The 14,763-nt window shown below is 64.6% G+C and carries 12 protein-coding genes and 1 pseudogene; 4 read left to right on the plus strand and 9 right to left on the minus strand.

Annotated elements, in window-relative coordinates; all coding sequences use genetic code 11:
• Window positions 1-18: 18 nt before the first annotated feature.
• The 3 genes from IVB07_RS18250 to gltX all read right to left on the minus strand — a co-directional run bounded on the left by IVB07_RS18250 (window position 19) and on the right by gltX (window position 4,276).
• Complete coding sequence (locus tag IVB07_RS18250) at window positions 19-1,197, minus strand: ROK family transcriptional regulator (RefSeq protein WP_198957573.1); 1,179 nt, start codon at window positions 1,195-1,197, stop codon at window positions 19-21.
• 177 nt (window positions 1,198-1,374) lie between these two features.
• Window positions 1,375-2,679 (minus strand): citrate synthase, encoded by a 1,305-nt coding sequence (gene gltA / locus IVB07_RS18255; protein ID WP_018458093.1) that lies wholly within the window; start codon window positions 2,677-2,679, stop codon window positions 1,375-1,377.
• Window positions 2,680-2,848: 169 nt separating this feature from the next.
• Window positions 2,849-4,276, minus strand: coding sequence for a glutamate--tRNA ligase (gltX, locus tag IVB07_RS18260; protein WP_085353254.1), 1,428 nt, complete (start codon window positions 4,274-4,276; stop codon window positions 2,849-2,851).
• 166 nt (window positions 4,277-4,442) lie between these two features.
• Here gltX and IVB07_RS18265 point away from each other — a divergent pair, with 166 nt between their 5' ends.
• The 4 genes and pseudogenes from IVB07_RS18265 (at window position 4,443) to IVB07_RS18280 (ending at window position 9,217) form a co-directional block, all read left to right on the plus strand.
• Window positions 4,443-6,119, plus strand: coding sequence for a glutamine--tRNA ligase/YqeY domain fusion protein (locus IVB07_RS18265; RefSeq protein WP_085395031.1), 1,677 nt, complete (start codon window positions 4,443-4,445; stop codon window positions 6,117-6,119).
• A 19-nt stretch (window positions 6,120-6,138) separates the two neighbouring features.
• Window positions 6,139-6,525, plus strand: coding sequence for a nuclear transport factor 2 family protein (locus tag IVB07_RS18270; RefSeq protein WP_018458090.1), 387 nt, complete (start codon window positions 6,139-6,141; stop codon window positions 6,523-6,525).
• 84 nt (window positions 6,526-6,609) lie between these two features.
• The gene (locus tag IVB07_RS18275; protein ID WP_007610829.1) at window positions 6,610-6,843 is read left to right on the plus strand and encodes a DUF2171 domain-containing protein; all 234 of its coding nucleotides are present in this window, start codon (window positions 6,610-6,612) and stop codon (window positions 6,841-6,843) included.
• A 95-nt stretch (window positions 6,844-6,938) separates the two neighbouring features.
• A pseudogene (locus tag IVB07_RS18280) lies at window positions 6,939-9,217 on the plus strand (ComEC/Rec2 family competence protein).
• Window positions 9,218-9,355: 138 nt separating this feature from the next.
• Here IVB07_RS18280 and IVB07_RS18285 read toward each other — a convergent pair.
• The 6 genes from IVB07_RS18285 to IVB07_RS18310 form a co-directional block, all read right to left on the minus strand.
• Window positions 9,356-9,790, minus strand: a complete 435-nt coding sequence (locus tag IVB07_RS18285) for a hypothetical protein (RefSeq protein ID WP_018458088.1) — start codon at window positions 9,788-9,790, stop codon at window positions 9,356-9,358.
• 494 nt (window positions 9,791-10,284) lie between these two features.
• Window positions 10,285-10,986, minus strand: a complete 702-nt coding sequence (lexA, locus tag IVB07_RS18290; protein WP_026233499.1) for a transcriptional repressor LexA — start codon at window positions 10,984-10,986, stop codon at window positions 10,285-10,287.
• 176 nt (window positions 10,987-11,162) lie between these two features.
• Complete coding sequence (gene glp, locus IVB07_RS18295) at window positions 11,163-12,374, minus strand: gephyrin-like molybdotransferase Glp (RefSeq protein WP_085395034.1); 1,212 nt, start codon at window positions 12,372-12,374, stop codon at window positions 11,163-11,165.
• Between the two features lie 238 nt (window positions 12,375-12,612).
• The gene (locus IVB07_RS18300; RefSeq protein WP_026233498.1) at window positions 12,613-12,804 is read right to left on the minus strand and encodes a hypothetical protein; all 192 of its coding nucleotides are present in this window, start codon (window positions 12,802-12,804) and stop codon (window positions 12,613-12,615) included.
• A gap of 167 nt (window positions 12,805-12,971) precedes the next feature.
• Window positions 12,972-13,598: an HAD family phosphatase gene (locus tag IVB07_RS18305; RefSeq protein ID WP_085395035.1), complete on the minus strand. Its 627-nt coding sequence runs from the start codon at window positions 13,596-13,598 to the stop codon at window positions 12,972-12,974.
• 14 nt (window positions 13,599-13,612) lie between these two features.
• The gene (locus IVB07_RS18310; protein WP_018458083.1) at window positions 13,613-14,746 is read right to left on the minus strand and encodes an alpha-hydroxy acid oxidase; all 1,134 of its coding nucleotides are present in this window, start codon (window positions 14,744-14,746) and stop codon (window positions 13,613-13,615) included.
• Window positions 14,747-14,763 lie beyond the last annotated feature (17 nt).

Raw genomic sequence — 14,763 nt, forward strand, 5'->3', positions numbered from 1 at the left:
CGCGCGGCATCAGGTACGTCAGGCGGCCTCGGCCGATGCGGCCGGCATGCCGCCGCGGCAAGCGAGGCAGAAAGACGCGAATGCCAGCGCCGCCCGCGGATCGTTGCCGTTCGACGGCGGCACGAAAGCGAGCGACACTTGCGCGTGTTTGCGGCCGCCCAACAGGCTGGCGTCGATCCCCTCGACGAGCGCGTTGCGATCGTCCTCGGTGAGGAGCGACGGCCAGCCGCTGATCGCGACGCCCTTGCATGGCTTCACGTTCAGCGTATTGCCGATCGCAAGGCCAAGCCGGAACAGCCGCCGGCGCAATTCCTGCCGCACGCGCGACGAGAGCGGCATCGCGGTCACCCACTCGCTGCCGAGCTCAAGCAACTCGGCTTCCGCGACGCCAAGAAGCTCGGCCAAAGCGGGAAGCGACGTATAAGCCTCGACGCAGCCATGATGACCGCAGCGGCAAATTGGTCCGTCGGCTCCGAACACCATGTGGCCGAGCTCGACCGGCTGGAGGACATCGTCCTCGACCGCGTCATCCATCCAGGTGCCCGCGACGCCCTGACCGACGAAGACGAAGAGATGCGCGCCGCTGAATGGATAATGCTCCGTGCGGCAACGGTGAAAGATGGCGTGCGCGACGACCGAATTGGTGAACTCGACCCGCACGCCGGGAAGCGTCTCGCCGAACATCTCGCTGATCCGCCCGACATCGCAGGGAATGATCGGATTGCCTGACGCGCCCAGCCGGCCGAGACCCGGAATCGAGACGCCGATCTGTGCGAGGGGGATACGTCGACGCCGCGTCCACTCGCGCAGCAATGTCATCGCTTCGCGAAACGCCCGGCCGACCGTCGCGACGGTCGGCGTCTTCGGCAGCGGCACATGCCCGGTGTAGTGCAGTTCGCCCGACAGGCCCCCGACCCCGACGCTGAGCCGCTGAGTGGTCAGCTCGAACGCCGCGAGCGCCACCGCCTTATCGAGCGACACGAGACCCGTGGGGCCACCGACATAAGGGGCAGGGCGCCGCACTTCCTCGATCAGGCCTTCGGCCTTCAGATCGAACAGGATGCGCGACAGGCTCGCTTCCGACAGGCGCACGGCCTTGGCCAGCGGCGGGCGAAAAGACCCGCCTGACTGAAGCAGGTGAGTCAAAATGGCAGCGCGCGTCTGCCGCCGACTTCTCGGCTGCTCCGGCATTTCCATCCCTGTCGTCATTCTTACTTAGAGTAAGAATTTGCGCGCGAAGCGTTGCGACGTCAAGCGTCGGCCGAGATATTGCGCCGACTTGTTGTTGTGCACGGCAGCAGGGTTGTGTCCGTGCAAAACAAAACGGCGCCATCCGGAGATGGCGCCGCTTCGAAAGCCGTGATGGGCTCGATCTTACTTCCGGTTGTTGATCGCAACGTAGTCGCGGCGGGTGACGCCGGTGTAGAGCTGGCGCGGACGGCCGATCTTCTGCTGCGGATCCTCGATCATCTCGCTCCACTGGCTGATCCAGCCGACGGTGCGGGCGACCGCGAACAGCACGGTGAACATCGAGACCGGGAAGCCCATCGCCTTCAGCGTGATGCCCGAATAGAAGTCGACGTTCGGGTAGAGCTTGCGGTCGATGAAGTACTGGTCGCTGAGCGCGATCTTCTCGAGCTCGAGCGCCACCTTCAGCATCGGATCGTCGCCATGGCCGGTCTCCTTGAGCACGGCGTGACACATCTTCTGCATGATCTTGGCGCGCGGATCGTAGTTCTTGTAGACGCGGTGACCGAAGCCCATTAGGCGGACTTCAGAGTTCTTGTCCTTCACCTTGGCGATGAACTCGGGGATCTTGTCGACCGAGCCGATCTCGGCGAGCATCGCGAGCGCTGCTTCGTTGGCGCCGCCATGGGCCGGGCCCCACAGGCAGGCGATGCCGGCCGCGATGCAGGCGAACGGGTTGGCGCCGGAGGAGCCGGCGATACGCACGGTCGAGGTCGAGGCGTTCTGCTCGTGGTCGGCGTGCAGGATGAAGATCTTGTCCAGCGCGTCAGCCAGCACCGGGTTGATCTTGTAGTCCTCGCACGGCACGGCAAAGCACATGTGCAGGAAGTTCTCGGCGAACTTCAGCGAGTTTTTCGGATACACGAAGGGCTGGCCGACCGTGTATTTGTAGGCCATCGCAGCCAGCGTCGGGATCTTGGCGATCATGCGCATGGAGGCGATCATGCGCTGCTTCGGATCGTTGATGTCGGTTGAGTCGTGATAGAACGCGGCGAGCGCGCCGACAGCCGCTACCATGATCGCCATCGGATGGGCGTCGCGGCGGAAGCCCTGGAAGAAGCGGGCCATCTGCTCGTGCACCATCGTGTGATGGATCACGCGGTCGTCGAAATCCTTCTTCTGCGCGGCGGTCGGAAGCTCCCCGAACAGCAGCAGATAGCAGGTCTCGAGGAAGTCGCCATTCTCGGCGAGCTGTTCGATCGGATAGCCGCGGTATTCCAGCACGCCCGCGTCACCGTCGATATAGGTGATCTTGGACTGGCAGCTCGCGGTCGAGGTAAAGCCCGGATCGTAGGTGAACAGGCCGGACTGGCCGTAGAGCTTGCCGATATCGATGACGTCGGGCCCGACGCTGCCGCTGTGGATCGGAAGATCGAAATTCTTGTTTCCGACCGTCAGTGTGGCGGTCTTATTGCTTGGTTTGGCGTCCATCAGAGGTCCCCGATGTATGGTGAAACGGGCCGGACCCGGAGGCCCCGATGAGATATCGCGGGGCAGGCCGGATGTTCCAGAAGGTACGGGTGAGATGGGTATATTATTGCTGTGTGCGCTGCAAGATGGCGCCACGCATGGTCGACTTACGTCGTAGGCTGGCCCTCAGCTAGTCCTTAGCCTGATCCTTAAGCCGGCCCTGGCTTTCCTGGCGTCCCAGGACGTCCAAAACCTCGAATATGCCGGGCGACGTCGTCCGACCGGTCAGCGCGGCCCGCAGCGGCTGGGCGACCGCGCCGAGCTTGAGACTATTTTCCTCGGCAAAGGCGCGCAGCGCGGCTTCCGCATTGGCCGCGCTCCACGTCTCGACTTTCTCCAGCGCGGAATGAAGCTGGCCGATCAGCTTGCGGTTCTCAGGCGTCAGCAGCGCCGCCGCCTTCGGGTCAAGCTCCAGCGGCCGGTCCGCGAAAATGAAATAGGCGCTGTCGATCAGCTCGATCAGCGTCTTGGCGCGCTCCTTCAGGGCCGGCATGGCCTTCAGGAGCTGCGCGCGCGTGGTGTCGTTTAACTTGGCCTTAAGCTCGTCGCGGCTGGGCACGACGTGGTCGAGCACGTCCTCGAACATCTTCACGAGTGATTGATCGTCGGCATTGCGGATGTAGTGGCCGTTGAGGTTTTCCAGCTTGGCAAAATCGAAGCGCGCTGCTGCGCGGCCGACGCTGGCAAGATCGAACGCCGCGATCATCTCCTCCGTCGAGAAGATTTCCTGGTCGCCATGGCTCCAGCCGAGCCGGACGAGATAGTTGCGGAGCGCGGACGGGAGGTACCCCATGGCGCGGTAGGCATCGACGCCAAGCGCGCCGTGCCTCTTGGAGAGCTTTGAGCCGTCCGGGCCATGAATCAGGGGGATGTGGGACATGCTCGGCAGCGTCCAGCCCATCGCGTCGTAGATCTGCTTTTGGCGGGCCGCGTTGATCAAATGGTCGTCGCCGCGGATGACGTGGGTGACGCCCATGTCGTGATCGTCGACCACCACAGCGAGCATGTAGGTCGGGTTGCCATCGCCGCGCAGCAGGACGAGGTCATCCAGATTCTCGTTCTGCCAGACCACGCGGCCCTGGACCTGGTCCTCGATCACGGTCTCGCCGGTCTGGGGCGCACGGAGCCGGATGGTGGGCTTTACGTCGGTCGGGGCCGTCGCCGGATCGCGGTCGCGCCACAGGCCGTCATAGAGGCGCGTGCGCCCCTCTGCGCGCGCCTTCTCGCGCATCGCGGTGAGCTCCTCGGCGGTGGCGTAGCAGCGATAGGCCTTGCCGTCGGCGAGCAGCTGCTCGGCGACCTCGCGGTGGCGGGCGGCGCGGCTGAACTGGTAGATGACGTCGCCATCCCAGCCGAGCTCCAGCCATTTCAGGCCGTCGAGGATGGCGCCGATCGCGGCCTCGGTGGAGCGCTCCCGGTCGGTGTCCTCGATCCGGAGCAGCATCTTGCCGCCGTGCTTCTTCGCATAGAGCCAGTTGAACAGCGCCGTGCGCGCGCCCCCGATATGGAGGAAGCCGGTCGGCGAAGGAGCGAAACGGGTGACGACGGGAGAGGTCATTCTTGGCAGGGCCTATGCATTGGAGGCGCTGGTATATAACAGGACCGGAGCATAACTAAAGCCCGGCAGCGGACCGCCAGGGGTTGCTTGAGACCTTGCTTAAGCCCTTGGCTCAGCCAAGGGAATTTGGCAGAAGGGCCGCTGATTTCCCTACAGGATTTTCGTAATGACAGAACCGGTGGCGAACGAGGTTGGGCGCGATTTCATTCGTGACATCATCCAGGCCGACCTCGAGGAGGCCAAATACAAGGAGATCGTGACCCGGTTCCCGCCGGAGCCGAACGGTTATCTCCATATCGGCCACGCCAAGTCGATCGCGCTCAATTTCGGCATCGCCCAAGAGTTTCCGGGCCGTTGCCATCTGCGCTTCGACGACACCAATCCGGTCAAGGAAGAGCAGGAATATATCGATTCCATCCAGGCCGACGTGCGCTGGCTCGGCTTCGACTGGGGCAAGAACCTGTTCTTCGCTTCGGACTATTTCGACCGCCTCTACGAATGGGCGGAGCAGCTGATCCGCGACGGGCTCGCCTATGTCGATGACCAGACCCAGGAGCAGATTCGTCTTGCGCGCGGCACGCTGACCGAGCCCGGCAAGAACTCGCCGTTCCGCGATCGCACCGTGGATGAAAACCTCGACCTGTTCCGTCGCATGAAGGCGGGCGAATTCCCGAACGGCGCGCGCGTGCTGCGGGCCAAGATCGACATGGGTGCGGGCAACATCAATCTGCGCGACCCCGTGCTGTACCGCATCCTGCATGCGCACCATCCGCGCACCGGGACCAAATGGAGCATCTATCCAAGCTACGACTATGCCCACGGCCAATCGGACGCCATCGAAGGCATCACGCACTCGATCTGCACGCTGGAGTTCGAGGACCATCGGCCGCTCTACGACTGGTTCATCGAGAAGCTGCCGGTGCCCTCGAAGCCGCACCAGTACGAATTCGCGCGGCTGAACCTGACCTACACGCTGCTGTCCAAGCGTGTGCTGACCCAGCTCGTCCGCGAGGGCCATGTCGCGGGCTGGGACGACCCGCGCATGCCCACCATGGCGGGCATGCGCCGCCGCGGCGTGCCGCCGGCCGCGCTTCGCGAATTCGTCAAGCGCATCGGCGTTGCGAAAGCCAATAGCGTGGTCGACGTCGGCATGCTGGAATTCTGCATCCGCGAGGAATTGAACCGCACGTCGCAGCGGCGCATGGCGGTGCTTAAGCCGCTCAAGATCGTGATCGAGAATTATCCCGAGGGGCAGACCGAGGAGCTCGAGGCGATCAACCATCCGGATGATCCCTCCGCCGGCACCCGCAAGATCACGTTCGGCCGTGAGCTCTATATCGAGCAGGACGACTTCATGGAGAACCCGCCGAAAAAGTTCTTCCGTCTGTCGCCGGGCAACGAGGTGCGGCTGCGCTACGCCTATTTCGTCAAGTGCACCGGCGTGATCAAGAACGATGCCGGCGAGGTGGTGGAGCTGCGCTGCACCTACGATCCCGCGACCAAGGGCGGCAACGCGCCCGATGGCCGCAAGGTCAAGGCCACCATGCACTGGCTGCCGGCGGCGACATCCGTGCCCGCGGAAATCCGCATCTACAATCAGCTGTTTGCCAAACCGAGCCCGGACGCCTCGAACTTCGCCGCCGACCTCAATCCGCAGTCACTGGAAATTCTCGCTAATGCCCGCGTCGAGGCATCGGTCGCGGAAAGCAATTCGACCGAGCCGATGCAGTTCGAGCGCCAGGGCTATTTCGTGCGCGACAAGGACTCGACGTCCGACAGACCGGTATTTTCCAGGACTATCGGTCTGCGCGACACGTTCGCGAAGGAAGTTGCCAAAGGCTGAAAAGAGCTGCGAGACCACAATGAGCAACGAAGCCGACGCTATCGTTTCCGGCATCATCGCGAAATGGCGCGCCGGCTTCGCCACGCTCGATGCGGCCGCGCTCTCATCGCTCTATGCGAGGAATGCCTTCTTCTTCGGCTCCAACCCAAAGCTCTACCGGGGCAGGGCCGGCGTCGCAGACTATTTCAACGGCCTGCCGCGCTGGCGCAAGCCGAGCGCGGTGTTTTCCGAGGTGACGGCGGCGCAGGCAGGTCCTGATCTGATCAATATGGCCGCGACCATCTCGTTCGATCTCGCCGGCGAACGCCCCGATTTCTCGGTCAAGATGAGCTGGGTCATCATGCGCGAGGACGGCGAGTGGAAGATCGTCAATCACCATGCTTCGTCGCAGGCGCCGCTGATCTGACGAGCGGGCACACGGCTTCGTCATTCTCGTGAGAGAACGAACGTGCTCCCCGCGCGTTGGGGTGGGTCCAACAAGGAACCCACCATGCAGAACATCGCAGAGCATATGGAAGTGATCGGCGCCGACGGCGTCCACATCGGCACCGTCGACAAGGTCGAAGGCAATCGCATCAAGCTGACCAAGAAGGACAGCGGCGAGGGCAGCCACAAGGGCCATCATCACTTCATCGACAAGGGCCTCGTCGCCGATATCGAGGGCAACAAGGTCAGGCTGTCGGCCAAGGCGGATGTGGCCGTGACGATGGAAGAGGAAAAGTAGCGGCCGCGCCCCTTCGTTCCTGATCCGTACCGCTATCCGCCCACCTGCACGTTCCGGTAGCTTCTGGCTTCGTTGCGTATCATCGAGTGCAGGGAATGGCGGAGCCGGGCCGGCCGGTACGATCGCAGGGGATCGCGGGGACGTGGCCCGCGGGCCGCGCCGCGTCCGCGGGCGGCCTCGCGCCTGCAGGCCTCGACCTCTGGACATCGCTGGCCGAGACCCTCCGCGCCTGGCTGCGCGCCGAGGCGGGCGCCGGGCGGCTGTTGCCGTGGGTGCCCGTCGCGTTTGGCTGCGGCATCGCGCTTTATTTCTCTGCCGATCATGAGCCGGTGCTGTGGGTCGTTGCCACGACCGCCATCGCGCTCCTGCTTGGCGCGGCTCTGTTGCGGCGGAGCCGGCTGTTCGCCCCGGCCATCATGATCGCGGCGGTCGCGGCCGGCTTTGCCGTCGCAACCTGGAAGACGGCGCGCATCGCCCACCCGGTGCTGGCAAGGGCGCTCTATTCGGTGTCGTTGTCGGGCTTCGTCGAGGCTCGCGACATCCGCGAGCGTACCGATCGTTTCGTGCTGCGCGTCACGGCGATGGAGGCGCAGCGCAGCGACGTCAGGCTCGAGCGCGTGCGCCTGTCGGTCCGCAAGGGCACCGCGCCGGAGGTCGGTAGCTTCGTTCAGCTGAAGGCACGGCTGATGCCGCCACTCGCGCCGGTGCGGCCCGGCAGCTACGACTTTTCGCGTGACATGTTCTTCCAGGGCATCGGCGCCTCCGGCTTCGCGATGGGCGCCATCACGGTGGCGTCGCCGCCTGAGACCGGCGGCTTACGGCTGCGTTACGCGGCCTTCATGCAAGGCCTGCGCGATGCGATCGATGCCCGCATCCGGGCGACGCTCGACGGCGACAATCGGGCGATCGCGACCGCGCTGCTCACCGGGCGGCGCGATGCGATCACCACGCCCGTCAACGATGCGATGTTCATCTCCGGCCTCGGCCACGTGCTCTCGATCTCCGGTTATCACATGGCCGTCGTTGCCGGCGTCGTGTTCTTCGCGGTGCGCGCGCTGCTCGCTCTGATCCCCGGACTGGCAGCCGGCTTCGCCATCAAGAAATGGTCGGCCGCCGCCGCGCTGGTCGCCGCTGCGTTCTACCTGCTGCTGTCGGGCGCGGAGGTCGCCACGCAAAGGTCGTTCTTCATGACGGCGGTGGTGCTGATCGCGGTGATGGTCGATCGCCGCGCCATCACCTTCCGCACGCTTGCTGTGGCTGCGCTGATCGTGCTGGCGGTCGCGCCGGAAGCGCTGGTGCATCCGAGTTTTCAGATGTCGTTTGCGGCAACGCTCGGCTTGGTCGCACTGGTGCAAATCGGCATGCCCAATTTGTTTGCCTCGCCGGACAATTCGGCGACTGCGCGCATTGCGACTGGGGTGGGCGCGAGATTGCGATGCTGTTCATGGCTTCGCTGATTGCGGGACTTGCGACCACGCCCTATGCCGCCTTTCATTTCCACCGTGTCACGCCGTTCGGCGTGCTCGCCAATCTCGGCGCGATGCCCGTGGTCTCTGCGCTGGTGATGCCGGCGGGGCTGTTGGGGCTGCTTGCTGCGCCGTTCGGGCTGGACAGCGTGTTCTGGTGGCTGATGGGGATTGGCATCGAGTGGATGGTCGCGGTCTCGCGCTGGGTCGCGGCCTTGCCGGGCGCGGTGGGCCGCATCCCGGCGTTCGGGATCGCGCCGCTGATCGCGGCGAGCCTGGGAATCATTGTGCTCGGCTTGTTGCGCACGCCGCTGCGCTGGTCCGGCGCCCTGGTGCTGCTGGCAGCGATCCTCTGGGGACTGTCGGCGCGGCAGCCCGACATCCTGATTGCCGGGGATGGCGCGAGCGTCGCGGTGCGGGGCAGGGACGGATATCTGCACCTGATCAGGACGAACAAGGACGGCTTTCTGCTCAAGGAATGGCTCGCTGCCGACGCCGATCCGCGCGATGCGGGCAGAGCCTCGCTTGCCGATGGCGTGTCCTGCGACGAATCCGGCTGCGTGACGCCACTGGCCGACGGGAGGCTGGTCGCGCTGGCACTGCGCGTCGACGCTCTCGCAGACGATTGCAGTCGGGCCGCCCTGGTGGTGACGACTCGTCCCGCGCCGCCCGATTGCGCGGCGATGGTGGTCGATCGGCAGCGGCTCGCCAGCCAGAGCGCGCTGGCGCTGACGCAGCGTGGTGACGGTTTTGTGGTTCAGGCAGTGAGGGCGAGAGGCACGAGCCGCCCCTGGTTGCCGGCCGGCGCCGGCGAGGGTGATTTCGACGGCAGCCTCGCGCCAAAGTCGACCGCGCCTCGCATCAAGGACGCAACGCCGGCGGACACCGACCTGCAAGCCGACGATTGATCTGATGGTGCGGAGCAACGCAGTGGTTCGGTGCGTCCGTTCGGATTCGCGGGGCGCAAACCACACCATCTCGCCGGCCACGGCCGGCGATGGCGATTCAATCCTGACCTCCGACCTCGTAGCCGGAGGGCGGCTCTGTCAGCCGATCGGCAGGTGCGTGACGGTCGGCTGCCTGTCGGCGGTGATCTGCGCCTTGTGCTCGCGCTCGGTGACCGACTGAGTCACCGGCAGTTGCAGCACCGTCGCGCGCTGGCCTTCGACGAGCTGCGTCACCAGCACGTATTTGCCGTCGGGGAATTCGATCGCATCATGATGGCGGTCGGGAACGTGCGGATCGATCTTGCCGAACTTGCCGACGCGGGAATTGATGGTGCGCGTCCAGATCCAGCGATTGTCGTAGCGGACGTCGTCGGCGAAGGCGAGCTCCGTCCCCGGCAGCAGGCAGACGGCGACGGACGGATCGGCTGCAGAGGCGAAGCCGCGCGTCGAGGTGCCGCGGAAGCTTGTCGTGACGATCGTCTCGCCGACTTCGGCGGGGCGCGACGCGACGGCATGTAGGCTGTAGTCACACATCGGGTGCTCCTCATGCTGGGATAGCAACCCGCGTCTCTTATCGAGGCGCAGGCCTCTATCAGAGTGGAAGCACGAACGCTGTGCTTGGTTGTGGGCAAATCTGCGGCTGGCTTCCGCAAGCCGCGATCACATTATCTTTCCCGAATTCAATAGGAACAAAGCTCGCCGCGATGCATTCGGGAGGCGCGTACGCGAACATTGCCAACTTGGCTGCAACGGCCGAACTTGACCGCTGGTCGCTGTTTCCTCGAACAACCGAGCCGCGAAGCGGTGCTGCTTGAAGCGGTGCTGCTTCGTCGGCGTGGCGAGGAGCCAGCGTTGGAGGAGGGGCCGGATAGTCTGTGCAGAACCAGAAAGGCTATCCAGCCGGAGCGGACGATGATCCGCTCCAATCTCTGACCGGCGATGCCGATCGGAAGCGCGCGAGGCGCCAAGCACCTCCGGCATGAAGTGCTTCCGATATGAAGTACTGCCGATAGAAAGGACTCCCGGTATCAGTACTTCCGGTAAAGCCCGATCAGCTTGCCCTGAATCTTCACCCGGTTGGGCGGCAGGATGCGGACCTCATAGGCCGCGTTGGCGGGCTCGAGCGCGATCGAGGCGCCGCGACGGCGGAAGCGCTTCAGCGTCGCTTCCTCGTCGTCGATCAGCGCCACCACGATGTCGCCGGTATCGGCGCTCTCGTTGCGCTGGATCAGGGCCATGTCGCCGTCGAGAATGCCGGCTTCGACCATCGAGTCGCCGCGCACTTCCAGCGCGTAATGCTCGCCCGAGCCGAGCATGTCAGGCGGTACGCTGATAGTATGGCTGCGGGTCTGCAACGCCTCGATCGGCGTGCCGGCCGCGATGCGGCCCATCACCGGCACCGCGACGGGACGTTCGCCCTCGTCAGCGGGCAGGCTCGCGCTCGCACGCACCTTGCCGAGATTGCCCTCGATGACGCTCGGCGTGAAGCCGCGGCGGCTGCCAGCGGCTGCCTGGAGCTCCGGCAGCTTGATGACTTCAATCGCACGGGCGCGGTTGGGCAGGCGTCGGATGAAGCCACGCTCCTCGAGCGCCGTGATCAGGCGATGGATGCCCGACTTCGAGCGCAGATCGAGCGCATCCTTCATCTCGTCGAAGGAGGGCGGCACGCCGCTTTCCTTCAGACGTTCACTGATGAACCGCAGAAGCTCGTATTGTTTGCGCGTTAACATCTCGACCAAAGTCCCCCGGTTGATGTCGTCCGATTCCGAGACGCTGAATTCGGCCATAAGCCGCTGCATGCTCGAAACAAATCATGAACAGACACTATATGTTCGATACATGTTCCGCAACTGCTTAATTTACCGTGAACAGAGCAAAGTGCGCGGAACGCGCGTTGCGGGGGCGCTCAGACGGGGAGCCGCAACACTTCGCAAGCCGTGCCGGCTTCGGCCTTCGGCGCGAATGGTGCGCGGACGAGAAGTACCTGTGCTGCAGCGAGATTCGCAAGCAGCGAAGAGTCCTGATGATTGACGGGAACAACGACGCGTGTGCCATCGTCACGCTCCTCAAGATGCGCGCGCAGATAGTCCTCGCGCTGGTCGTTGGCGCCGACGTCGCGGCCGAGCACGGCGCGTTCACGGCGATGGTGAATCACTGAACGGCCCGACAGGGCGCGAATCAGCGGCACCATGAACAGGAAAGCGCACACGTAGGACGATACGGGATTGCCCGGCAGGCCGATCACACCCATTGCGCCGAGTCGCCCGTGCATCATCGGCTTGCCTGGCCGCATCGCGATCTTCCAGAACGCCATCGCGATGCCTTCGTCCCGCAGTGCCTGCTGGACCAGATCGTGGTCGCCGACCGATGCGCCGCCGGTCGTGATCAGGACGTCGGCGCCGCTCTCGCGGGCGCGGCGGATGCCGGCGGTGGTGGCCTCGAGCGTGTCGGCGGCAATACCGAGGTCGATGGTCTCGGCGCCCTCGCTGCGGGCGAGCGCGTGCAGGGCGTAGCCGTTGGAATAGACGATCTGGCCGTGGCCGGGCGTGGTGCCCGGCATCACCAGCTCGTCGCCGGTGGCGAGAATCGCGACCTTCGGACGCCTGACAACGGCAAGGTGCGGATGATTCATCCCGGCGGCGAGCGCGAGGTCTCGCTCGGTCAGACGGCTTCCCTTGCGCAGGAGCACGTCGCCCTCGCGGAAATCGACGCCGGCGGGGCGGATGTGCCGGCCGGCGATCGCGGCTTCCTTGATCGTGATGCGCTTGCCGGCGGCGACCGTGTCCTCCTGGATCACGACGGCGTCCGCGCCAAAGGGAATGACGCCGCCGGTGAAGATCCGCACGGCCTCGCCGGCTCCGACCGTCCCCTCGAACGGTCGGCCCGCTGCGACTTCGCCGATGACGGTGAGCTCCGAATCGATCGTCGCGGCGTCGGCCGCGCGCACCGCGTAGCCGTCCATCGCCGACATCGCTTGCGGCGGCTGCGTGCGCCGCGCCACGACGTCACGCGCGAGCACGCGATGGTAGGCCTCGTCGAGGGAAATCATTTCTTCCGGCAGCGGCTCTGCACCCGCCAGCACCGCGGCAAGCGCGTCAGAAACCGGCATCAAGGCCACGGCGAAAACTCCTGCTCGGCACGTTCGGGCGAATGTTCCGCACGTCTTCTAGCCGAGCGCAGGCGCAGAGGCAAAAGCGGCTGAGCAGGCACAGTCATCCCGCCCCTTCACATTGTTCCGGAAGGCAGGATCAAGCGCGTCGCGGCATGATCCGAAGGAGGTCACAGATCGGCAGGAGAGTGGTCATGGAAGCGACGAAAATCATGGCAAGGCGAGAACGCGCCATGGCCTGAATCGATCAGCTCCCTGCCTGCCCGGGAGTTACGTCGGGCGCCTTGGATCCCTGATCCTTGTCGGGCAGCGGGTCGGCTTGGGATTTCAGGTCGGCGGCCTTGCTCACAAGCTTGGCGGAAAGGTCCGAATCTGAAGTTGTCCTCGCGAATTCAAGAAGAAGAGAGGCCTGCTTGGTGAGGTAGGTTTTGCCCAGCACGATGATGCATCCGTCCGTAGAAGTCCCAACGGACTCTAAGAGTCCGGAAGGCGGTATTCCGTTCCCGGAACTCTGTATAAAAATGTACAAAGTGATCCGGTTCCTCAATTTTTCAAAATTGGTCCGTCGGGCCGTGCCGTCGTGGGTTTCGCGACAACGGACCGTCGTCAAATGCCCAATGCCTTCAATGCGTTCCCGACGTCACGCGGCGAGGTCACATGCACCGCCGTCAAGCCGCGCGCGCGCGCTCCCTCGATGTTTTCGGCAAGATCGTCGAAGAACACGATGCGCCCGGCGGGCACGCCGATCGCCGCAACGACGTGGTCGAAGGCCTCCGCATCCGGTTTGCGCAGGCCGATGCTGGACGACAAATACAGCTCGCGGAAATGGCCGAGGAGGTCGGCATATTCCCTCGAGAAATGGTCCACGTGCGGCCGGTTGGTGTTGGAGAAAGCATAGAGCGGCATCTGTTTCGCTGCGCGCGGCAGCAGCTCGGCGATGTCAGGCATTTCGCCGGCGAAAATCGCGTTCCAGCCTTCCAGGAACTGCGCATCCGAAATGCCGATTCCGAGCGAGGCTCGCAATGAGGCGAAATAGTCCTCATCGCTGATCTTCCCCATCTCGTGCAACCGATAGGCTTCGCTGTCCCGCACATAGCGCGCGACGATGGCTTCGGGCTTGCAGCCGGCATGTCCCGCCCAGCAGGCGATCGCCTTGGAGAAATCGATATCGAGCACGACGCGGCCGAGATCGAACAGGAGCGCATCCGCGCTGCCGGGAGAGAGCGATGTCACCTGCGTCCTTTCACTCAGTATCGATACGGCTCGTGGTCGAACAGCGGAAACGCGCTGAACACACTCGGCGCGTTGGTTGCGGTCGCCTGGTGCAGGCAGGATTTGTTGACCTCGGCGAACGAGGTCGCACCCAAGAGGCCGAGGCAGCGCAGCACTTCGTCCTCGAGCAGTTCCAGCATGCGCGCCACGCCGGCTTCGCCGGCCGCCGCCAGCGCCCAGCATTGCAGCCGGCCGATGCCGACGAGGTCGGCGCCCGCCGCGATCGCCTTGACGATGTCGGTGCCGCGACAGACACCGCCATCGACCATGATCTTGGCGCGGCCGTTCACGGCGTCGACGATCTCGGGCAGCACGTGCATGGCGCCGCGACCGTGATCGAGCTGACGGCCGCCATGGTTGGAGACGTAGATCCATTCGACGCCGTGATCGATCGCGATCAGCGCGTCCTCTGGCGTCGCGATGCCCTTGAGGATCAGCGGGATCTTGAACTTGTCCTTGATCATCTTCACCGTCCGCCACTCCAGACCCTTCTGGTAATCGCCCCCGGTGGCGCGCAAGCGGCTCTCGCGAACGTAGCGCTTGGCGATGTCACGTTCGCGGCGGCTGTAGTGGGCGGTGTCGACGGTCAGGCAGAAGGCGGCGTAGGCGTTCTTCTCGGCCCGGCTGACGACGTCGGCGACGAAGGCGTCATCGCCGCGCACATAGAGCTGGTAGAGCCGCAGCGCGTCGGACGCAGCTTCGGCGGTCTTTTCTAGGCCGGGCTCGGACACCGAACTGAGCATGTGCGCCGCACCGAAAGTGCCGCAGGCGCGTGCCACGCTCGCCGCACCATCCGGATCGAAGATCTCGAGCGCGCCGACCGGGGCGAGGACCACGGGCAGGCGCATCTTGCGGCCGAACTGTTCGACCGAACCTGTAACCTTGCGAACATCGCGCAGCACGCGCGGGCGGAAAGCGATCTCGTCCAGCGCCATGCGGTTGCGACGCATCGTGGTCTCGGTCTCGGCCGCGCCGACGATATAGTCCCATGCATTCTGGTTGAGGTTGGCGCGGGCTTTCCGGATGAATTCATGCAGATTCTGGAACGGCTCGGTGCTAGCGCCGAGCTCGACGTTCCTTTCCGGTTGGATGCGGGGTGCTTCGTTCATTGTTATCCTCCCGAGAA

Origin of the sequence: Bradyrhizobium sp. 172 (genome assembly GCF_023101065.1) — a bacterium.
Lineage (GTDB): Bacteria > Pseudomonadota > Alphaproteobacteria > Rhizobiales > Xanthobacteraceae > Bradyrhizobium > Bradyrhizobium canariense_D.

Excerpts from the sequence above, each read along its gene's own strand:
- IVB07_RS18275 (WP_007610829.1), top strand. The coding sequence starts at position 6,610 with ATGCAGAACATCGCAGAGCATATGGAAGTGATCGGCGCCGACGGCGTC.
- IVB07_RS18310 (WP_018458083.1), bottom strand. The coding sequence starts at position 14,746 with ATGAACGAAGCACCCCGCATCCAACCGGAAAGGAACGTCGAGCTCGGC.
- IVB07_RS18285 (WP_018458088.1), bottom strand. The coding sequence starts at position 9,790 with ATGTGTGACTACAGCCTACATGCCGTCGCGTCGCGCCCCGCCGAAGTC.
- lexA (WP_026233499.1), bottom strand. The coding sequence starts at position 10,986 with ATGTTAACGCGCAAACAATACGAGCTTCTGCGGTTCATCAGTGAACGT.
- IVB07_RS18250 (WP_198957573.1), bottom strand. The coding sequence starts at position 1,197 with ATGGAAATGCCGGAGCAGCCGAGAAGTCGGCGGCAGACGCGCGCTGCC.
- IVB07_RS18270 (WP_018458090.1), top strand. The coding sequence starts at position 6,139 with ATGAGCAACGAAGCCGACGCTATCGTTTCCGGCATCATCGCGAAATGG.
- gltA (WP_018458093.1), bottom strand. The coding sequence starts at position 2,679 with ATGGACGCCAAACCAAGCAATAAGACCGCCACACTGACGGTCGGAAAC.
- gltX (WP_085353254.1), bottom strand. The coding sequence starts at position 4,276 with ATGACCTCTCCCGTCGTCACCCGTTTCGCTCCTTCGCCGACCGGCTTC.
- IVB07_RS18265 (WP_085395031.1), top strand. The coding sequence starts at position 4,443 with ATGACAGAACCGGTGGCGAACGAGGTTGGGCGCGATTTCATTCGTGAC.